Source organism: Pradoshia sp. Z5_111 (genome assembly GCF_058267535.1).
This window is the reverse complement of record NZ_JBZCPQ010000002.1, coordinates 152,274-172,054: the sequence shown is the minus strand read 5'-3', so window position 1 is coordinate 172,054 and position 19,781 is coordinate 152,274. Positions and strand designations below refer to the sequence as shown.

The window sequence follows — 19,781 nt, the reverse complement described above, 5'->3', positions numbered from 1 at the left end:
TGTTGATATAGAAGAAACTTTCTTTCAATTTATACGTACAATTAGGAGAGGTGTTTGTATCTATGACAACAACTAATCGATTTCTGGCTGCTCTATGTTATTTTAGTTTCTTCTTTTTAGGATTCATCTTTCCTACGGTTATTTATTTCGTAGCTGGAGATGATTTTGAGCTAAAAGGGCATGCTAAACGAGCTTTAATCTCACATCTATTTCCATTCGTCATGGGCATTATCGTGTTCTTTGTATTTCTAACTCAGCTTGCTTCGAGTTCGGAAATAACGGCCTTGCCCTATACAGCTATACTGGCTATGTTTCTTTTAGGTTTGATTAGCTTTATTGTGATGATTTGGAATGTCATTCAGGGTATTAAACTAGTAAAGGATTGATAGGTACATACCATGTAAAAGGGAGCTGGTAAGAATGAATCAAGAGAAAAAAAGAATATTGGAAATGGTGAAGGAAGGCTTGCTTAACGCAGATGAAGCGTTATTATTGCTTGAGCAAATTGAAAAGAAAGACAAACTGATTAAAGAAGATGAGCAGAAGACAGAGACCAGTGAACTATCAACGGTTGTAAACCAAAGTGAATCAGAATATAAGGGGTCACCATCTAAAAAGTCTGCATCTACAATGGATAAACTATTGGGAATCGTAGACGATGTGGTTAAAAAGATAAAAGATGTAGATTTTGACCTTAATTTTGGCTCAGCAGTTGATATCGAGCATATTTATCATCATGACCATGTATCTCTGCGAAAAATAGATGTTGATCTGGCAAACGGCAGTGTTCAGTTCCTTCCGTGGGATAAGGACGAGATTAGGATTGAATGCCAGGCGAAGGTGTATAGGGCAGAAAATACGACCGAAGCGAGAGAAAAACTGCTTAAAGAAGTAACTTATTCGCTTGAAGAAGGAAAACTTCGATTTGCTGCACATGATAAATCCATTAAATTACAAGCAATTATTCGAGTACCAGACAATCGCTACGAGGAATTGAAAATTCGACTATTTAACGGAACCATTACCGGTGAAAATGTTAAAGTCGATACGGTCATGACCAAAACGGGTAATGGGCAAATACAATTTACGGATTTGAATGCAAGAGAAGCAGAATTTGAGACAGTCAATGGTGTTGTCAATCTTAAAGGATTTGATGTAGGCGAATTGGAAGTCGAAACGATGAATGGTGCAATCCAAATACAGGGAGGCTTCCGAAAAGGGGATTTCCAGACGATTAATGGAAGCATTCAATGTGAACAAACCGGCCGTTATGGAGAAACGATCCGAGCTAAGGCGTCGGCAGGAAGTATTAATCTGCAAATTCCTGCAAATACTGGTTGTGATGGAGAGTTAAAATCCAATCTCGGCAGTTTTAATATTGACCTGAAGGGTATTCACATCATTGAAGAAAAAAGTGATGTGGTCCAAAAAATGCTCAGATTCAAATCAGAGGGTAATTATGAGGAATCCATTCATATTTTGGCCGAATCAAGAGCCGGTAATATTAAAATCAAACATTAATCAATAAGTTAATGGGTTAAAGGAGCTGCAGTGTATTTTGAAGGAAAAAAAGCGTTTTGTCCGTTCAAGGTCAGATAAGATTGTTTCGGGTGTCCTTGGAGGAATTTCACAATATTTTGGTATGAGTTCAAAGCTTTTGCGTATCCTATTTGTAATCGCGCTCATTCCAACTAGCTTTATGCTGATTATTCCCTATACGATTCTTAGCTGTTTTATGCCGAGAGAAAAAGTGGAGGAGATGGACATATGAAATGGATAGCCAAAATACTTGTTAATGCAGTTGTTTTCGTATTGCTGACACAGATATTTGAAGGTGTTCATGTAACTGGGTTTGGTGCAGCCATTATTGCAGCCATTGTATTATCCATCTTTAATGTAATTGTCAAACCAATTGTGACTATCCTAACGATACCTATAACGATTATTACGCTGGGAATATTTCTGCTCTTCATTAATACCATTGTGTTGATGATTACGGATGCAGCAATGGGAAGTGCCTTTGATATTAACGGCTTCTGGCTGACATTCCTGGTATCGATTATTCTTTCATTGGTTAGTACGATTATGGAAAGTGTAATGGAGGATAAATAAAGAACCTGAAGCCTTTTACTAGGCTTCAGGTTCTTTTAGCGTTCTTGCTTGTCCATTATGACAGTGGTTTCAAAACCAAGACGTTTTAGCTGTTTTGCTAAGTTGGCTGCATTTTGCTTGTCTGAAAAGGCACCTAACTGAACCTTGTACAGTATTTTATCTTGATCGGATTGTTTGGCAGGAATGCTTAATTTCTTTTTTAATGAATAATGAGAAATGATAGATTCGGCAATTGCTTGTGCACATTTTTTTCGGTAGTAATCGCTTTTAAGCAGCTTTATTTCATTTTCATTTGTCATAAACCCACATTCAACCAGCACAGCTGTCATCTTTGTCGCGCTCAGCACGTGAAAATCAGCTGTTTTAACTCCCCGATTTTGTAAACCGGTTGTGGCAATCAATTTATTCTGGATTTTTGTAGCGAGAGAGAGGGCTTCTGCGGGCCCTGATGTATGAATATACGTTTCAATTCCTTCTGCTTTATGCCAACCACTATTTACAGCGGCATTGGCATGAATGGATACATATAAATCTACATGGAGAGAATTTGCACGATTCGTTCTTTCCTGTAAAGGAACATCTACTTTGTCCGAATGGGCAAAGGAAGTATTAACTTGATAGTTGGTTAATAAATCCTTTAAGTATTCGGCAACACTTCGATTAAATTCATATTCCTTCATGCCATCCGGTGATGACTTTCCAGGTGTATTATAGCCATGGCCTGCATCAATCATAATCTTCAACTTTGGAAGCCCCCTGTCCTTTTACTACCATAATATGAGACAAGCCATCTAAATGGACCATCTATGGTGACGTTTTAAATTAAAAAGGACAGGATTTCTTTATTACAGTGGACTATATATCAGTCGGGCTTCATGGTTGTTAAGAATGCGCCAGTGCTATACCACCAAAATGTGGAAAGCAAGGGATTAATCGAGCATGGAAGCGGCCTCTTTATCTACGATTACGGTTACAGCCGGATGCTGTTTTAGAATACTTGCTGGTAATTGTTCTGTTAGATCACCGTGAATCAATTTGTAGGTTGCTTCTGCCTTTGCTTCACCAGAAGCGAGCAGTATAATCTCTTTGCTTTTCATAATTGTAGAAATGCCCATTGTGATTGCTTGTTTTGGAACCTCATCCAGATGATTAAAGAAGCGGGCATTAGCTTGTCGAGTGCTTTCATTTAAATCAATGATATGTGTCTTACTGGAAAATGGAGTTCCTGGTTCATTGAAGCCGATGTGACCATTCTTTCCGATTCCTAATACCTGAAGCTCTACATTGCCAAGGTCATTTATAACTGTTTCATATCGCTCACATTCCTGCATTAGGTCCTCGGCATCCCCATGTGGAAGATGAATATGATTTTGTGGAATGTCTAAGTATTTGAATAGATTATTCATCATATAGGAGTGATAGCTGTTTGGATCATTTTTGGAAAGCCCTATATATTCATCCAGGTTTACGGTATGGATTTGCTGATAGCTTGTCCCATTTTTCTGGTGATCCTCTATTAGATTTTTATAGAGACCGATTGGGGTGCTTCCGGTAGCAAGTCCAAGAACTGCGTCTGGTTTTTGCTTAATTTTGCTGATAAACATTTCTGCAGCAATGCGGCTCATTTCTTCATAAGTGTCTACTTTGATAATTCTCATAGTTGTTTGATTCATTGTTCTTCACCTCTGTACGCTATTTTACCACGGCATATTGTAGTAAATACATTAAAGTTTGTATCCATAATCACAAGATCTGCGTCTTTCCCAACAGCAATACTTCCTTTTTGATCAAAAATATTAAGCTGTTTAGCTGGATTAACTGATGCCATTTGGACAACTTCTTGCAGCGAATATCCGGTAAAATGACATACATTTTTTATGGCATCGTTCATTTTGAGAATACTGCCTGCCAAAGTACCATCTGCAAGACGCGCTTCGTCGCCTTTAACGGTTACTTCTTGCCCGCCAAGATCATATTGTCCATCCGCCATTCCTTTTGCCCGCATGGCATCCGTAATAAGTATTGCCTTTTCTGTGCCTTTAACCTTAAGAGCAAGCTTTATCATTTCAGGTGATATGTGAATTCCATCCGCAATCATCTCCACGAATACTTGATCATGCAGCAAAGCTGCTCCAGCGGCACCTATGTCACGATGGTGTAAGCCGGTCATTTGATTAAATAAATGTGTAGCATTGGTTATTCCGTGTTCAATCGCCTCTGACGCCTGTTGGTATGTAGCATTAGTATGACCCATGGAACAAATGATATTTGAATTGCGGAGGTGTTTAATTAATTCCTTTGCACCAGGCTGTTCCGGAGCAAGAGTGACCAGCTTGATTGCATTACCTGATGATTCGTTCCACTCCTTAAATAAATCCACGTCTGCATTCTTGATATGATGCAATGGCTGTGCTCCAGCTTTTGATGGACTGATGAATGGACCTTCTAAATGTACGCCCAGCATTTCAGTTTCTCCGGCAGGATTGCCGTTAATCTTAAAGCTTTTGATAGCTTGTAACGCTTTATTTATATTGGCAGGATCCTGTGTCATCGTTGTTGCCAGAAAAGATGTGGTTCCCTCTTTAGGCAGCTCTTTTGCCATGACTCTAAGTGCTTCTTCTGTGGCATCCATGGCATCAGCCCCGGCCGCGCCATGAATATGTATATCAATGAAACCGGGCAGAACCAGCTGTCCCTCTTTAAGGTTGATAATTTCATCAGCGTGCTGTGGTGAGTTTTCCATAAGACCCACTTCACTAATATGATTATCTTTAATTAAGATATATCCGTTTTGCAGGATCGCGTTCTCTTGATAAATCGTTGCATTTTGTATCAGTAGTGTCATTTCTCTTAAACCCCCAGGTAAGTTGTCCTATCCTTATGGTACTTTTAACTTTTTAGAAAAACCAGAATTATATTATTGTAATTGTATGGTTATGTAGGAAATAATGATAAAATGAAAGCACAAATTTAATAATCACTAGATCAGGGAGTGAAATTTTTGGCAAAAGTTAAAACAATCGACCTCATTGATGAATTCCAGCTTGAACTGGTTTGTGGTGAAGAAGGTGTAAATAGACCTATCACTACGAGCGATCTTTCCAGACCTGGTTTAGAAATTGCAGGTTATTTCGATTATTACCCTGCTGACCGTATTCAAATCCTTGGGATGACAGAATTATCGTTTTTCTCTAAGTTAAATGATGAAGAAAGAATTTCAAGAATGCAAATGCTATGCAGTGATATTACACCTTGTATCGTTATCACGCGTGATTTAGAGGTGCCGAAGGAATTATTGATGGCTTCTGAAAGCGTTTCTGTACCGGTTTTGCGAACATCGATGAAAACGACCCGGTTTTCCAGCCGATTGACTAATTTCCTTGAAAGCAAGCTTGCTCCAACGACTGCTGTTCACGGCGTTTTGGTAGATATATATGGCGTAGGTGTCATGATTACAGGAAAGAGCGGAGTCGGAAAAAGTGAGACTGCGCTTGAGCTTGTAAAAAGAGGACATCGTTTAGTTGCCGATGATTGTGTGGAAATTCGCCAGGAAGATGACGACACACTGGTCGGAAATTCACCTGAATTGATCGAGCACCTTTTGGAAATTAGAGGCGTAGGCATCATTAATGTGATGACTTTGTTTGGTGCGGGAGCAGTCAGAAGCCATAAAAGAATCTCCCTTGTCATCAATCTGGAGCTATGGGATCAGCAGAAGAACTACGATAGACTTGGTTTGGAAGAAGAAAAGGTACGAATTATTGATACGGATATCACCCGAATGAATATACCAGTTCGGCCGGGCCGAAATATTGCGGTTATCATTGAAGTGGCGGCTATGAATTTCCGTCTGAAACGAATGGGCGTTAATGCAGCTCAGCAATTTACCGAAAAATTGAATGAAGCAATTGAAAAAGAAAAATAATTAGAGTAGGTGTTAGGGTAGATGAATACGATAGACCGTGTTGCCATACATATCGGTTCCATCCAGATTTACTGGTATGGAATTATTATTGGAATGGGTGTCTTTATTGGGCTTTGGCTTGCCATGCGTGAATCAAAACGCCGTGGGTTGGACAAAGATTTGTTTGTTGACCTGTTGATCTATGCGGTTCCAATTTCTATTATCAGTGCACGTATTTACTATGTTATTTTTGAGTGGTCTTATTATAAAGATCACCTCGGCGATATTTATAAAATATGGAATGGCGGAATTGCCATTCATGGAGCTTTGATTGGGGCCGTCATTACAACCATTTTCTTTGCCCGCTCCAGAAATATATCCTTCTGGAAAATTGCTGATATTGCAGCGCCATCTCTTATTCTCGCGCAGGGTATTGGCAGATGGGGTAATTTCATTAACCAAGAAGCATATGGTGACGTGGTTAGTCGCTCATTCCTTGAGAATTTAATGTTACCGGACTTTATCATTGATCAAATGTTTATCAATGGTGCTTACCACCACCCGACTTTCTTGTACGAGTCCCTTTGGAATTTTCTTGGATTTGGTTTATTGCTTCTGTTAAGAAGAGTTAACTTGCGTCAGGGTGAAATGTTCCTGACATACGTTATTTGGTATTCCATCGGCCGCTACTTTATAGAGGGAATGCGAACAGATAGCCTCATGCTTTTTGGTGAATTCCGAATGGCGCAGGTCTTGTCGTTATTATTAATTATTAGTGGAATAATCCTGCTTGTTGTAAGACGGAAAATGGGGTATTCAGAGAAAAAATATTTAGACATATGATGTCCATTGCTCATAACCACATCTTTAGAATTTCAGATTTGCAAGTTGTACATCGTGAACAGCTAAAGGGGTGGAATTTATGAAAAAAGATACCATATCAAAAGGGATAATGGCTGGGTTAAGAACAACGTGGATGCTCGGGAAGATTATTTTTCCCGTTACATTTTTAGTTTCCATTCTGCAGTATACACCGGTATTACCTTGGATCATTGATTTGATAAGTCCTGCCATGGGACTGATTGGACTTCCGGGAGACGCAGCGATTCCATTGGTACTCGGGAACTTTTTGAATCTTTATGCCGGAATTGGGGGCATATTGGCACTCGATTCTTTAACTGTTAAAGAAGTATTTATTATTGCCGTTATGCTTTCCTTTTCCCATAATCTCTTTATTGAAACCGGTGTTGCGTTAAAGGTAGGAGTTAAACTATGGGTTGTCCTGCTCACACGTATTGGGCTCGCGCTATTATCAGCCATTGTCATTCATTTAGTATGGCAGGGCGGATCAGAGAGAATCTATTATGGAATCGGCGGCACTGAGGAAGTGGTATCAGGCATCATGCCTGTTTTATTGCTGGCATTGGAAAAAGCAGCCTATGGAACATTGAAGCTGGCATTGATCGTCATCCCATTGATGCTAGTTATCCAAATTATGAAGGATCTTAATTGGCTAAATAAATTTTCGGACTGGATGAAGCCTATCACTAGGATGCTGGGGATGAAAGAAAACACATCCATGACATTGGTTGCGGGCTTGGTCATTGGTCTGGCTTATGGAGCGGGAGTTATGCTTGATGCCGTTCGTGAAGATGGGGTTAGTAAAAAGGATATTACGATCGCCTTTATCTTTCTAATCGCCTGCCATGCAGTGGTGGAGGATACGGTCATTTTTATCCCTCTTGGCGTGCCAGTTCTGCCCCTGTTGCTCATCCGTTTAGTGACAGCCATTCTTTTAGCCGTAACAATTGCATTTATATGGAAAAAGGTAGAATTAAGAAAGAGGAAGGAAGAACAGCGTGAAGCAGAAAATCACAACATTACTATTTGATTTGGATGGAACATTAATTGATACGAATGAATTAATTATTGCCTCATTTTTACATACATTTGATCATTACTATCCGGGCCAATATTCACGTGAGGATGTCTACCAATTTATTGGTCCATCCCTGGCTGAAACCTTTGGAGGCTTGGACTCAGAGCGTAAGGATGAGATGATTGCTTTTTACCGCGAACATAATTTTGCCAATCATGACTTGCTTGTTCGTGAATATGAAGGTGTATATGAGACGATTGAAATACTTAAAAAAAGTGGATATAAAGTCGGTATTGTGACAACTAAAATGCGCAATGCTGTTAAAATGGGCTTGATTAAAGGCCGCCTTGAATCCTTCTTTGATGTTGTTGTCACACTTGATGATGTTCAAATGCCAAAGCCAGATCCAGAGCCGATCCAGTTAGCGTTAAAATTAATCGGATCTGAGCCTTCTGAAACGATTATGGTTGGAGATAACAGCCATGATGTTTTGGCTGGCAAAAACGCTGGAACGAAGACAGCGGGGGTGGCTTGGACAATTAAGGGAAGAGAGTATCTTGAGCAATTCAAGCCGGATTATATGCTTGAAAATATGCGCGACCTCTTAACGATTGTAAAGCAATGAGAAGAACTAAGCGTTATCCGGTAAAAGGTGATGGCAATTCCCTTTGGTATGTTTATAAAACCGTTCCTTTTTGGAAGGTTGTCCGCAATTTTATCGTTATACAGATTGCGAGATATACCCCTTTTTTAGGCATGAAGAATTGGCTTTATCGGACTTTTTTAGGAATGAAGGTTGGGCAGAAGACCTCCTTCGCCTTAATGGTTATGCTTGACGTTATGTTTCCAGAAAAAATAACCGTTGGACGTAACTCGGTGATTGGCTATAATACAACAATTCTCGCGCACGAATACTTAATAAACGAATACCGTTTAGGGAGTGTAATTATTGGTGATGAAGTGTTGATTGGTGCCAACTCAACTCTGCTGCCCGGAATTGAAATAGGTGATGGTGCGATTGTTTCGGCAGGTACCCTCGTTCATAAGGATGTTCCTGCAGGGGCCTTTGTAGGAGGTAACCCGATGAAAGTCATCTACAGTGCGGAAGAAATGAAAATCAGAAAAAAGGAAGATGACTTCTTCCGGTAAGAGAGTAACCCCGTTCATTAGAGCGGGGTTTTTAATTGTGTAATCTGCAGGCCTAATGATAGATTGGTGGAAAGGAATATCCAATATCCATATCACTTGACGTTATTTGGAAGGAACGATACACTTTAACTTAACTTCATCATATTAGCATATTAGCGAACTAAAGCGTTCTAAAAACTTATAAAAAAGGACTGTTAATTATGCCGGATTTATTTATGTTTGAAAAGCCCTTGGGCATGCGTGACACATTGCCGGATTTATATAAGATAAAACAATCCATGAAACAAAGGATGATGGATGAAACGGTTCAATACGGTTATCGTTTTTTGGAAACTTCATCACTCGAATATTATGAGACGGTCGGTAAGGTATCTGCTATTCGTGATGTTCATTTATTCAAGTTATTAGATAAAGATGGTCATAGTTTGGTGTTGCGACCCGATATGACCTCGCCGATTGCCAGGGTTGCTTCTTCCCATCTATTGAAGGAAGGGAATCCCGAGCGGCTCGCCTATAGTGCAAATGTGTTCAGAGCACAGGAAAAAGAGGGAGGACGTCCAGCAGAATTTGAGCAATTTGGGATTGAATTGATAGGGGATCGTACCCTGTCTGCTGATGCTGAAGTGCTTTGTCTTCTGTCTGATGTTTTAAAATGTGCAGGTTTGGAAAGATTCCATATTACGCTTGGTCATATTGGCTTTGTACAGGATTTACTACTTCATTTTGGCGGCTGCGCAGAAACTGCAGCGATTATGAGGAAATTCCTGTTTGAAAAGAACTATGTTGGTTTTAAACAGTATGTGAATCAATTGCCAATTTCATTAAAGGATAAAGAGATTCTGTTTCAGCTTCTTGATTTAAAAGGGGGCCGCGAGATTTTGGAAATGGCTGAAAAACTGACGAATGGACAGCTTGGTCAGCATGCGGTCGAAGAATTGAAAAAATTGGCCGATATCCTTCTTTTAACAGATCATACAGAAATGATTACGTACGATTTATCCCTTGTCAGCCATATGGATTACTATACTGGTATTTTGTTTGAAGTATCTGGGGAAAATGTGGGCTTTCCGCTTGGAAATGGAGGAAGATACAACGAGCTATATAAACAGTTCGGGACAGATGCTCCTGCCACAGGATTTGGTTTACGATTAGACCGCATACTGGAGGCACTCGATTCAAGGACTGTTGAAGAGCCGCCCCTTTGCATCATTTATCATCCTGTACAGCAACAGAAAGCAATAAATCGGGCAAAGGAGCTGCGAAAATCCGGCATGCGCGTGGTTTTACAAAATGTGAATGGGATAAAGGATGTAAATACATTTACAAATAATTTTTCGAATATTGAATTTATGATTGACATGACAGATCGATCAGGGGGAGAGAGATAATGGATCAATTAACGATTGCCATGCCAAAGGGACGGATTTTGGAAGAGGCAGTGGAATTATTAAGAAAAGCAGATTATCAGATTCCTCCTGATTTTGATGATACGAGAAAATTAATCATTAATGTAGAGAATGAAAATCTCCGTTTTATCCTGGCTAAACCGATGGATGTTCCTACTTATGTCGAGCATGGGGTGGCTGATGTAGGGATTGCCGGTAAAGATGTTCTGATGGAAGAAGCGCGCGATGTGTATGAATTGTTGGATTTAGAAATAAGTGAATGCCATTTAGCCGTGGCAGGCATGCCGAATACAGAAATGAACAAGATTGCTCCGAAAATCGCCAGTAAATACCCAAATATCGCTTCCCAATATTTTCGTGAGCAGGGTGAACAGGTCGAAATTATTAAGTTAAACGGGTCTATTGAGCTGGCTCCCATGATAGGCCTTGCTGATCGAATCGTCGATATTGTATCGACCGGACAAACTTTACGTGAGAATGGTCTGGTCGAGTATGCAGCAATCCAAAATGTTACATCACGATTTATTGCAAATCCGGTAAGTTATCGAATGAAGGAAAAAGAAATCGCTGAAATGGTAACGCGACTGGGGAAGGTTTTGCAGCCGAAGGAATAATTGGAGGGAGAAGGCATGGAAATAAAATCGTTAACGAGTGGTTTATCCTTGAAACGTACGATAGATGGCGGATCTGATGCTCAAAGGAAGGTTGTCCAACAAATCCTGCAGGATGTAAAGGAACGCGGAGATGAGGCTTTATTGTTTTATACAAAAAAGTTTGACCAAACAGAGATGGATTCTCTTAAAGTAACAAACGATGAAATGGAAAAGGCAATCGCCAGCATGCCGCAAGAGATGATTTCAATCATGACTGAAGCTGCTTCAAATCTGCGAAGCTATCATGAAAAACAAGTGCAAAATTCATGGATTGATATGTCCGTGACGGGAACTATGCTTGGTTTAAAGCGTACTCCGCTGGATTCAGTTGGCATTTATGTCCCAGGCGGTACGGCTGCCTACCCATCCTCCGTATTAATGAATGCCATCCCGGCTAAAGTGGCCGGTGTAAAACGGATCGTCATGGTATCGCCACCTGGGATGGACGGGAGATTACCTGACTCCGTGCTGGCTGCTGCACATATTGCAGGTATCACTGAAATTTATAAAGTAGGCGGCGCCCAGGCAATCGGAGCTCTTGCTTATGGAACGGAATCAATCGGAAAAGTAGATAAAATTACTGGACCGGGTAATATTTATGTCGCTCTTGCCAAAAGGGAAGTATATGGGGATGTGGATATTGATATGATTGCCGGCCCCAGTGAGGTTACGGTACTTGCTGATGAAACGGCAGAGGCTCGGCATGTTGCAGCGGATTTGCTATCGCAGGCTGAACATGATGAACGGGCATGCAGTGTGCTGATTACGACGAGCCGAAGATTGGCGAGCCAGGTCAAAGTAGAAGTAGAGAGACAATTAGCCTTGTTACCGCGTAAAGAGATTGCACTTGCTGCCTGGAACAATTTTGGCGGTATCTACGTAGCAAACACATTGGAAGAGGCGATTGAGGCTGTAAATGAACTGGCCCCTGAACATTTGGAAATTCAAACAGCGGATGCGATGAATGTGGCGGGCGCAATTCGGCATGCAGGTGCTATTTTTATCGGTAAATATAGTTCTGAGCCGGTTGGCGATTATTTTGCAGGTCCCAATCATGTACTGCCTACAAATGGTACAGCCCGTTTTTCAAGTCCGTTGAATGTAGATGACTTTCAAAAGAAAACGAGCTTAATTATGTACAGTCAACAAGATTTTGAGGCTAATGCATCTAAAATCGCTGCTTTTGCTAGATTAGAAGGTTTAGAGGCTCATGCGCGGGCCGTGGAATCGCGATTTATTTCGAAGGAGGAAGGTCAATGAAACGTACTGCCGAAATAGAAAGAAGAACGAATGAAACGAAAATCAAGCTTGCTCTGGGTCTTGATGGTGAAGGGAAGACTGAGCTTTCAACAGGTGTGCCGTTTCTCTCGCATATGCTGGACCTATTTGCGAAACACGGCCATTTTGATTTACGAGTAGATGCGGATGGAGATATAGAAGTGGATGGGCATCACACGACAGAGGATATTGGTATCTGTTTAGGGCAGGCGTTAAATCAGGCGCTTGGAGATAAAAGAGGGATTAAGCGATATGGAAATGCCTTTGTTCCAATGGATGAAGCACTGGCGCAGGTCGTTGTTGATTTGAGCAATCGGCCGCATCTTGAATTTAGAGCAGACATACCGGCACCGATGATTGGAACCTTTGATACAGAGCTAGTACATGAATTCCTATGGAAGCTTGCGATTGAGGCGAAGATGAATCTTCATGTCATCGTCCATTATGGCCGTAATTCCCATCATATTGTTGAAGCTATTTTTAAAGCACTGGGCCGTGCGCTTGATGAAGCGACATCGCACGATCCGAGGGTGAAAGGAATTCCATCTACAAAAGGAATGCTCTAAGTGGAGAGGGGTGGCAGTTTTGATTGGAATCGTTGATTACGGGATGGGAAATTTATTCAGTGTTTATAATGCACTGGACAGGCAGGGAGCGGATCCTGTGATAAGCGGTGATCCAGCTGTATTGGCCGGCTGTGATGGGTTAATTTTACCCGGTGTGGGTGCTTTTCGAGATGCAATAACTGCATTAAAAGAGCAGAAATTGGACGTATTTTTAAAAGAGTATGTAGAAAGTGGTAAGCCCTTGCTCGGCATTTGCCTTGGAATGCAGCTTTTGTTCGAGAGCAGTGATGAACACGGTTATTCCGAGGGGCTATGTTTCTTGGATGGACATATTGCTAAATTTACGGGAATTGATCAAACCGGTAAAACCTATAAAGTTCCTCACATGGGATGGAATAAACTGCAATTTAGGAATGTGCATCCTTTAATTGACGGATTGGAAGAGGATTATGTCTACTTTGTCCATTCATATTATGCCCAAATAAAGGACTCAGCGGAATTGATTGCATCAGCAATGTATGATGTCGAGGTACCCGGAATAGTAGGAAAAGGGAATGTGATGGGAATGCAATTTCACCCTGAAAAAAGTGGACAGATGGGAAAAGGTTTGCTTGGGAATTTTGTGAAACTGGTAATAGAGAAGGCGGGGGATAAGTGATGGGGACGAATTTTACAATCTATCCGGCAATTGATATGAGAGGCGGTAAATGTGTCCGTCTTCTGCAGGGGGATTATGGACAGGAAACAGTTTATGGAGACTCTCCATTTGAAATGGCCAAGTCCTTCTCTACTTTAGGAGCCAAATGGATTCATATGGTTGATTTGGATGGTGCCAAAGAGGGAAATCCGGTTAATGAGGAATACGTCTTAAAGGCAGCTCGGGAATTAAAGGGTGTATCGATTCAAGTCGGCGGTGGGATTCGCAATGAGGAACAGGTAGCCCGTTACTTGGAGAATGGTATATCGCGTGTCATTCTTGGCAGCGTGGCTGTAAGAGAGCCAGAATTTGCAACACGGATGATACAGCAATATCCGGGGCAAGTTGCTATAGGTCTGGATGGTAAAAGCGGCAAAGTGGCTACTGACGGCTGGCTGAAAACAAGTGATTGGACTGTCGTTGACTTAGGTAAGTATTTTGCCGATAAAGGGGCAGAATGGTTCATTTTTACGGATATCGCCAATGACGGAATGCTTAATGGTCCCAATGTAGAGGCAACAGCTGAACTTGCGCGCGCAACCGGAAAGAATGTCATCGCATCAGGAGGAATGAGTCAGCTTGAGGATATCGCTGCGTTACAGGCCTATCAAGCGGATGGAATTGAAGGAGTCATCATTGGGAAGGCGCTTTATGAAAATCGCTTTACATTGGCGCAGGCCTTAGCAAAGGCGGTTGAATCCTAATGATTACGAAACGAATTATTCCCTGTTTGGATGTAAAAGAGGGGCGCGTTGTGAAGGGGGTTCAGTTCCTTGGACTTCAGGATGCAGGTGATCCTGTTGAATTGGCGAAAATGTACGATGACCAAGGAGCAGATGAGTTGGTTTTCCTGGATATCTCGGCCTCCCATGAAGGAAGAAAGACGATGGTGGAAGTGGTTCGGGAAGCGGCCGCTGTCCTGAGTATCCCATTTACAGTTGGCGGAGGGATCAATTCGGTCACTGATATGAGGACCATTTTACGCGCTGGAGCGGATAAAGTATCAGTAAATACGGCCGCGGTGCTTCGGCCGGAGCTGATTGCTGAGGGAGCCAGCTATTTTGGAAATCAGTGTATCGTTCTTGCTATTGATGCAAAGTATGATGCGGAAATGGGAAGCTTTCGAGTTTATACACATGGCGGCCGTAAAGCAACCGAATTAAATGCTATTGATTGGGCTAAGCAAGCCGTTGCGCTCGGTGCCGGTGAAATATTACTGACGAGTATGGACCGTGATGGGGAAAAAAGCGGATTCCATATTGAACTGACAAGAGCGATCAGTGAGGCTGTTACAGTCCCTGTGATTGCTTCCGGTGGAGCGGGAAGCAAGGAAGATTTTGCTGAGGTTTTTACAGAAGGAAAAGCAGATGCAGCACTGGCTGCCTCCATTTTCCACTACAAAGAGACAAGCGTACAGGAAGTTAAACGCAGACTGCGAGAACAAGGAGTGCTTGTGAGATGAATATAGAAAAAATACGATTTGATGCGAACGGATTAGTGCCGGCCATTGTTCAGGATGGAGAAACGAAGGAAATCCTGACGCTGGCATATATGAATAGGGAATCATTGGAGAAAACGATTCAAACGGGAGAAACCTGGTTTTACAGCCGTTCCCGCCAGGAGCTTTGGCATAAAGGGGAAACAAGCGGCAACACTCAAGCCGTGCGGGAAATCCGCTATGATTGTGACCAGGATGCATTAGTAGTATTGGTTCAACCTGCAGGCCCAGCCTGTCATAACGGTACGGTAAGCTGCTTTACGGAATCGCTGTATCAGGCTGATAATGCTAATTTAATTCAGCCGGCAGATGAAGCAAAGGATTTTCTATATGATTTGGAGAAAATCATTGCTGAACGGGAAGCAGAGCGTCCCGAAGGCTCCTATACAACGTATTTATTTGAAGAAGGGGTAGACAAGATTCTTAAAAAGGTGGGAGAAGAAGCAGCAGAAGTCATCATCGCTGCCAAAAACCGCGATCTGGAAGAATTAAAATGGGAAGTATCCGATTTATTCTTTCACGTCCTTGTCCTCTTAAAAGAACAAAATCTCCCATTCTCTGAAATTCAAAAAAACCTGCGTGACCGCCATCTTACTAAACAGAATGATGATGAAACTGACTCAAAAGGATGATTGTTATCCTTTTGAGTTTTTTGTTTAGTGAAGGGAGCAGGGGGAGTGGTGGTGTGTAGTGGTTATGACAGGGCTATGACCCGGATAAAGGTCTGGCATAGCCGGGTGAAAGGTATGTCAGAGCCAGGGGAAAGGTAGGGTAAAGGAGCTATGACCGGACTATGACCGACCTATAACCTGCCTATACCCGGGTAAAGGTGGGTCAAGGGTGGGTGAAAGGTAGAGGAGAAAGGATCTCTGACGGGGCTATGGACCACCTATGCCCGGGCTATCCTTGGGTAAAGGTGGGGTAAGGAGAGTGAAAAGGCAGAGGGGAAAGTAGCTCTGGCTGGGCTAAGCCCCTCCTGACCCAGAAACCCCACTGACATGTAATCTCTCCATATGATGCTTGTCGGAGGCCTGCAGGATGTAGGTTACAAAGACGTTGCCACACGATGTGGCGTTTTTAGTCTTCGTTCCTTAGTTCGGCCCTTCCGCTTTTCTTCGGATCCAGCTGCGGCTCCTAGCTGCTCGAGACATAAGTGTAGCTGCTACGGGAAAGAAAGAGCACTTTCCCTGCGCACCTCCTTTTATGCTTGTCGCAGCTGACCAGTCGCCTCCGCTTTTCATCCGATCCAGCTGCGGCTCCTAGTCCCTCGAGTCATAAGGATAGCCACTGCGGGAGGGGAGACGAGACCGCCTCCCTACGTGCCTCTCCTTATGCTTGTCGGAGGCCTACAGGATGTAGGTCACAAAGATGTTGCCACAGGATGTGGCGTTCTTAATCTTTGTTCCTTGAATCAGTCGTCTCGCCTCCGCTTTTCTTCCCGATCCAGCGTCAGGGCCCAGGAGTTCGGGACATAAGCATAGCCTCTGCGGAGGCCTACAGGATGTAGGTTACAAAGACGTTGCCACACGATGTGGCGTTCTTAGTCTTTGCTCCTTAATAGTCCCCCTCCGAGCCTCTGTCTTATGCTCCTCGCTCCTGGGCGAGGCCCTTCCGCTTTCTTATGATCCAGCTGCGGCTCCTAGGCCCTCGAGTCATAAGGATAGCCACTGCGGGAGGGGAGACCGCCTCCCTACGTGCCTCTCCTTATGCTTGTCGGAGGCCTACAGGATGTAGGTCACAAAGATGTTGCCACAGGATGTGGCGTTCTTAATCTTTGTTCCTTGAATCAGTCGTCTCGCCTCCGCTTTTCTTTCTATAATTCTCTTAATATGGTATAATTGTAGGGTTAAAGTATATGTGCTTGGAGGACTAGATGGGGAATAATTTTAATTTGACTAATAAGGCAAAAGTTGTTTCGTTTAACCCCACGGGAGAGTTCTATTTTACAAAGGGAATAAAAGCTTTCCAGCGAAGGGAATTATATAGAGCTAAGAAATATATGAACCGTGCGTTGCAGCTGGAACCGGGTGAGCCGATGATTGCTTGCCAGCTGGCTGTGATTTGTACGGAATTAGGTGAATATCAGTTTTCGAATCAGCTGCTTGAGAATATTCTTCAGGAGTTGGATCCGTTTATGACGGAGTGCCATTATTTCCTGGCTAATAATTTTGCTCATATGGGTTTATTTAAAGAGGCCTATAAGCATGCTAACGAATATTTAAATAAAGATCAGTTTGGTGAATTCAGTGAGGATGCAGAAGATTTGCTGGATTTAATCACATTTGAGACGGATGAAACAGAAGAAACCTTGGAGATTCAGGATGATTTAATGATGCGTCAAGAGGCGGCGCGTGAGTTGCTTGAAGCGGGTAATTTTGTGAAAGCCGTTGAAAAAATTGAAGAATTAATCGATTTATATCCTGAATTTTGGTCGGCCTATAACAATTTGGCACTGGCTTATTTCTATGTAGGTAAAACAGAGAAAGCTTTTGAGACGCTCGATCGAGTGCTTGAGAAGAACCCTGGCAATTTGCATGCTCTGTGCAATGGAATGGTCTTTTACCATTATCAGATGGAGCAGGAAAAGCTTGATGAGGTTTTCGCAGTCCTAAAAAAAGTCAGACCTATTCTTGATGAGCACCGGTTGAAATTAGGAGCGACCTTTGCGCTGACTGGTTATTATGAGGAAGCATATATTTGGCTTCGCCAGCTACAGAAAAAGGGATATGAAGGGGATGGAACCTTCTATTATTGGCTCAGTAAATCAGCCCATCAAATCGGGCAAAAGAGAGTTGCTGAAAATGCCTGGGCTAAAGTGGTTGAATACAGTCCGGATAAAGAGGGACTTGAGCCATGGGGCGAAATGATAGAAGATGAGGAATCTGGATTTGAAGAGCATGCGCCTTCCATCATTAAAAAGTTGGAAAGTGAGTATCTGGAGGAGAGATTGTTTGGTCTCTTTTTAGCGAGTCATTCGGGTGAATTCAATCAAATTAAAACTCACCCCTCTTACGAGAACAATAAACGTTTCACAGCGATGGAACGAGAATATAAAAATAGCATCGATCTATCCGAAAAACGTCCATTTTTTGCGGCAGAGGTTGCTGACACATTATACAGGTTTTATCAGCCGGTAAAATTGATTGAATCCGGCTTATATTTTCTATGGTTTTCTGTATATGCTGAAGGAAAAGAAAATGGTATACGGTTCGGAAATCCACTTGCATGGGCAGCTGCTATTGATTACGAATGGCACAAGCTGCGCGGTGAAAAAGAATCTCAAAAAATAGTGGCAGAACGATATGGAATATCTAACTCGACACTTTCTAAGTATGTAAAGCTTGTAGCCGAATTGTTGCAATGAGCAAATTTTTGGACCTAATATGTATAGTTTAATACGATTAGTTCGAGGATAAGACGAGAAATGTAATGAATGTAGAGAGGCTTCGAGTCCTATCGTAAGAAGGAGTGATTCATAATGTCTGAGGAAAAAATTTATGATGTAATTATTATTGGAGCCGGACCGGCGGGTATGACAGCAGCTGTATATGCTTCAAGAGCCAATCTTTCGACATTAATGCTTGAACGTGGAATTCCGGGCGGGCAAATGGCGAATACGGAAGAGGTTGAAAACTATCCGGGATATGAAACCATTCTTGGTCCAGATCTATCAACTAAAATGTTCGAGCATGCGAAAAAATTTGGCGCAGAATATGCTTATGGTGAAGTAAAACAAATTATTGATGGAAAAGAATATAAAACCATTGATGCTGGTTCCAAGCAATATAAAACGCGTACTATTATTATTGCTACTGGTGCTGAATATAAGAAAATCGGCGTACCAGGTGAAAAAGAGCTAGGTGGTCGTGGTGTTTCCTATTGTGCAGTTTGTGACGGAGCTTTCTTTAAAAACAAAGAGCTTTTCGTGATTGGCGGAGGAGATTCTGCTGTTGAAGAAGGTGTGTACTTAACTCGCTTTGCTTCTAAAGTAACGATTGTACACCGCAGGGATGAACTTCGTGCCCAAAAAATTCTGCAGCAGCGTGCCTTTGAGAATGAAAAAGTAGATTTCATTTGGAATACAACATTAAAAAGCATTAATGAGAAAGATGGTAAGGTTGGCAGCGTAACATTGATATCCACTGTAGATGGTACTGAGAGCGAGTATCCGGCAGATGGCGTATTCATTTATATTGGAATGCTTCCGTTAACAAAACCATTCCAAACTATCGGTATTACGAATCAAGCTGGTTATATCGAAACCAATGACCGTATGGAAACAAAAATCCCTGGTATTTTTGCTGCGGGAGATGTTCGTGAAAAGAATTTACGACAAATTGTTACAGCAACAGGTGATGGCAGTATAGCCGCTCAATCCGCACAGCATTATGTAGAAGAGTTGATGGAGCAATTAAAAGCACAAGCTAAATAATAATGCTTGAAGGCTGAGTAAAAAATTTACATGTACGTCATTATTACTTAATGTAGCTGTAATCAAAGTGCAATACATTTGGGGTAGAATGAAAATAAGAAATTGACCCCCTTTTATATACTTTTTTGGCATAGGTTATAAAACCTATGCCGCTTTTTTTTGTGTTTGTCGAAAAATTTAGGGGTAGCCTGAAAAAATTATGATGAC

General features: G+C 42.0%; 22 protein-coding genes. 19 read left to right on the top strand and 3 right to left on the bottom strand.

Annotated elements, in window-relative coordinates; translation table 11 throughout:
* Positions 1-62: 62 nt before the first annotated feature.
* Genes AC4D4A_RS05180 through AC4D4A_RS05165 form a run of 4 tightly spaced genes read left to right on the top strand, consistent with a single transcriptional unit; the run spans position 63 to position 2,112 of the window.
* Entirely contained in the window at positions 63-386 is a 324-nt protein-coding gene (locus tag AC4D4A_RS05180; RefSeq protein ID WP_490994907.1) for a magnetosome magnetite crystal formation protein family, read from the top strand.
* A gap of 34 nt (positions 387-420) precedes the next feature.
* Positions 421-1,521, top strand: a complete 1,101-nt coding sequence (locus AC4D4A_RS05175) for a DUF4097 family beta strand repeat-containing protein (protein ID WP_490994906.1) — start codon at positions 421-423, stop codon at positions 1,519-1,521.
* A 37-nt stretch (positions 1,522-1,558) separates the two neighbouring features.
* Entirely contained in the window at positions 1,559-1,771 is a 213-nt protein-coding gene (locus AC4D4A_RS05170) for a PspC domain-containing protein (protein ID WP_490994905.1), read from the top strand.
* Complete coding sequence (locus AC4D4A_RS05165; RefSeq protein ID WP_490994904.1) at positions 1,768-2,112, top strand: phage holin family protein; 345 nt, start codon at positions 1,768-1,770, stop codon at positions 2,110-2,112. The genes AC4D4A_RS05170 and AC4D4A_RS05165 overlap by 4 nt, the downstream gene beginning before the upstream one ends.
* 35 nt (positions 2,113-2,147) lie before the next feature.
* Here the strand turns inward: AC4D4A_RS05165 and AC4D4A_RS05160 are convergent, their stop codons facing one another.
* The 3 genes from AC4D4A_RS05160 to nagA form a co-directional block, all read right to left on the bottom strand.
* Complete coding sequence (locus AC4D4A_RS05160) at positions 2,148-2,846, bottom strand: N-acetylmuramoyl-L-alanine amidase (protein WP_490995200.1); 699 nt, start codon at positions 2,844-2,846, stop codon at positions 2,148-2,150.
* Positions 2,847-3,041: 195 nt separating this feature from the next.
* Positions 3,042-3,770 carry a glucosamine-6-phosphate deaminase gene (gene nagB / locus AC4D4A_RS05155; protein ID WP_490995199.1) on the bottom strand — a complete coding sequence of 243 codons (729 nt, stop codon included), beginning with the start codon at positions 3,768-3,770 and terminating at the stop codon, positions 3,042-3,044.
* An 11-nt stretch (positions 3,771-3,781) separates the two neighbouring features.
* On the bottom strand, positions 3,782-4,957 hold the full coding sequence (gene nagA, locus AC4D4A_RS05150; RefSeq protein WP_490994903.1) for an N-acetylglucosamine-6-phosphate deacetylase: 1,176 nt from the start codon (positions 4,955-4,957) through the stop codon (positions 3,782-3,784).
* Positions 4,958-5,113: 156 nt separating this feature from the next.
* Between nagA and hprK the strand changes: the two genes are divergently transcribed.
* The 15 genes from hprK (at position 5,114) to trxB (ending at position 19,574) form a co-directional block, all read left to right on the top strand.
* Positions 5,114-6,037: an HPr(Ser) kinase/phosphatase gene (gene hprK, locus AC4D4A_RS05145; RefSeq protein ID WP_490994902.1), complete on the top strand. Its 924-nt coding sequence runs from the start codon at positions 5,114-5,116 to the stop codon at positions 6,035-6,037.
* Between the two features lie 21 nt (positions 6,038-6,058).
* Positions 6,059-6,859 (top strand): prolipoprotein diacylglyceryl transferase, encoded by an 801-nt coding sequence (gene lgt / locus AC4D4A_RS05140; RefSeq protein WP_490994901.1) that lies wholly within the window; start codon positions 6,059-6,061, stop codon positions 6,857-6,859.
* A gap of 79 nt (positions 6,860-6,938) precedes the next feature.
* On the top strand, positions 6,939-7,907 hold the full coding sequence (locus tag AC4D4A_RS05135) for a nucleoside recognition domain-containing protein (protein WP_490994900.1): 969 nt from the start codon (positions 6,939-6,941) through the stop codon (positions 7,905-7,907).
* A complete protein-coding gene (gene ppaX / locus AC4D4A_RS05130; RefSeq protein ID WP_490994899.1) occupies positions 7,876-8,520 on the top strand; it encodes a pyrophosphatase PpaX in 645 nt (214 codons plus the stop codon). The genes AC4D4A_RS05135 and ppaX overlap by 32 nt, the downstream gene beginning before the upstream one ends.
* Complete coding sequence (locus tag AC4D4A_RS05125) at positions 8,517-9,044, top strand: acyltransferase (RefSeq protein WP_490994898.1); 528 nt, start codon at positions 8,517-8,519, stop codon at positions 9,042-9,044. The genes ppaX and AC4D4A_RS05125 overlap by 4 nt, the downstream gene beginning before the upstream one ends.
* A 200-nt stretch (positions 9,045-9,244) precedes the next feature.
* Positions 9,245-10,432, top strand: coding sequence for an ATP phosphoribosyltransferase regulatory subunit (locus AC4D4A_RS05120; protein WP_490994897.1), 1,188 nt, complete (start codon positions 9,245-9,247; stop codon positions 10,430-10,432).
* Positions 10,429-11,064 (top strand): ATP phosphoribosyltransferase, encoded by a 636-nt coding sequence (gene hisG / locus AC4D4A_RS05115; protein WP_490995198.1) that lies wholly within the window; start codon positions 10,429-10,431, stop codon positions 11,062-11,064. Before AC4D4A_RS05120 ends, hisG begins: the two co-directional genes overlap by 4 nt.
* Before the next feature lie 15 nt (positions 11,065-11,079).
* Entirely contained in the window at positions 11,080-12,363 is a 1,284-nt protein-coding gene (hisD, locus tag AC4D4A_RS05110; RefSeq protein ID WP_490994896.1) for a histidinol dehydrogenase, read from the top strand.
* A complete protein-coding gene (hisB, locus tag AC4D4A_RS05105) occupies positions 12,360-12,947 on the top strand; it encodes an imidazoleglycerol-phosphate dehydratase HisB (protein ID WP_490994895.1) in 588 nt (195 codons plus the stop codon). Before hisD ends, hisB begins: the two co-directional genes overlap by 4 nt.
* Positions 12,948-12,966: 19 nt before the next feature.
* Complete coding sequence (gene hisH / locus AC4D4A_RS05100) at positions 12,967-13,605, top strand: imidazole glycerol phosphate synthase subunit HisH (RefSeq protein ID WP_490994894.1); 639 nt, start codon at positions 12,967-12,969, stop codon at positions 13,603-13,605.
* Positions 13,605-14,348, top strand: a complete 744-nt coding sequence (gene hisA / locus AC4D4A_RS05095) for a 1-(5-phosphoribosyl)-5-[(5-phosphoribosylamino)methylideneamino]imidazole-4-carboxamide isomerase (RefSeq protein WP_490994893.1) — start codon at positions 13,605-13,607, stop codon at positions 14,346-14,348. Before hisH ends, hisA begins: the two co-directional genes overlap by 1 nt.
* Positions 14,348-15,106, top strand: a complete 759-nt coding sequence (gene hisF / locus AC4D4A_RS05090; protein WP_490994892.1) for an imidazole glycerol phosphate synthase subunit HisF — start codon at positions 14,348-14,350, stop codon at positions 15,104-15,106. Before hisA ends, hisF begins: the two co-directional genes overlap by 1 nt.
* Positions 15,103-15,774: a bifunctional phosphoribosyl-AMP cyclohydrolase/phosphoribosyl-ATP diphosphatase HisIE gene (gene hisIE / locus AC4D4A_RS05085; protein WP_490994891.1), complete on the top strand. Its 672-nt coding sequence runs from the start codon at positions 15,103-15,105 to the stop codon at positions 15,772-15,774. The genes hisF and hisIE overlap by 4 nt, the downstream gene beginning before the upstream one ends.
* Before the next feature lie 1,241 nt (positions 15,775-17,015).
* Positions 17,016-18,506: a tetratricopeptide repeat protein gene (locus AC4D4A_RS05080; protein WP_490994890.1), complete on the top strand. Its 1,491-nt coding sequence runs from the start codon at positions 17,016-17,018 to the stop codon at positions 18,504-18,506.
* Between the two features lie 114 nt (positions 18,507-18,620).
* The gene (gene trxB, locus AC4D4A_RS05075) at positions 18,621-19,574 is read left to right on the top strand and encodes a thioredoxin-disulfide reductase (protein WP_490994889.1); all 954 of its coding nucleotides are present in this window, start codon (positions 18,621-18,623) and stop codon (positions 19,572-19,574) included.
* Positions 19,575-19,781 lie beyond the last annotated feature (207 nt).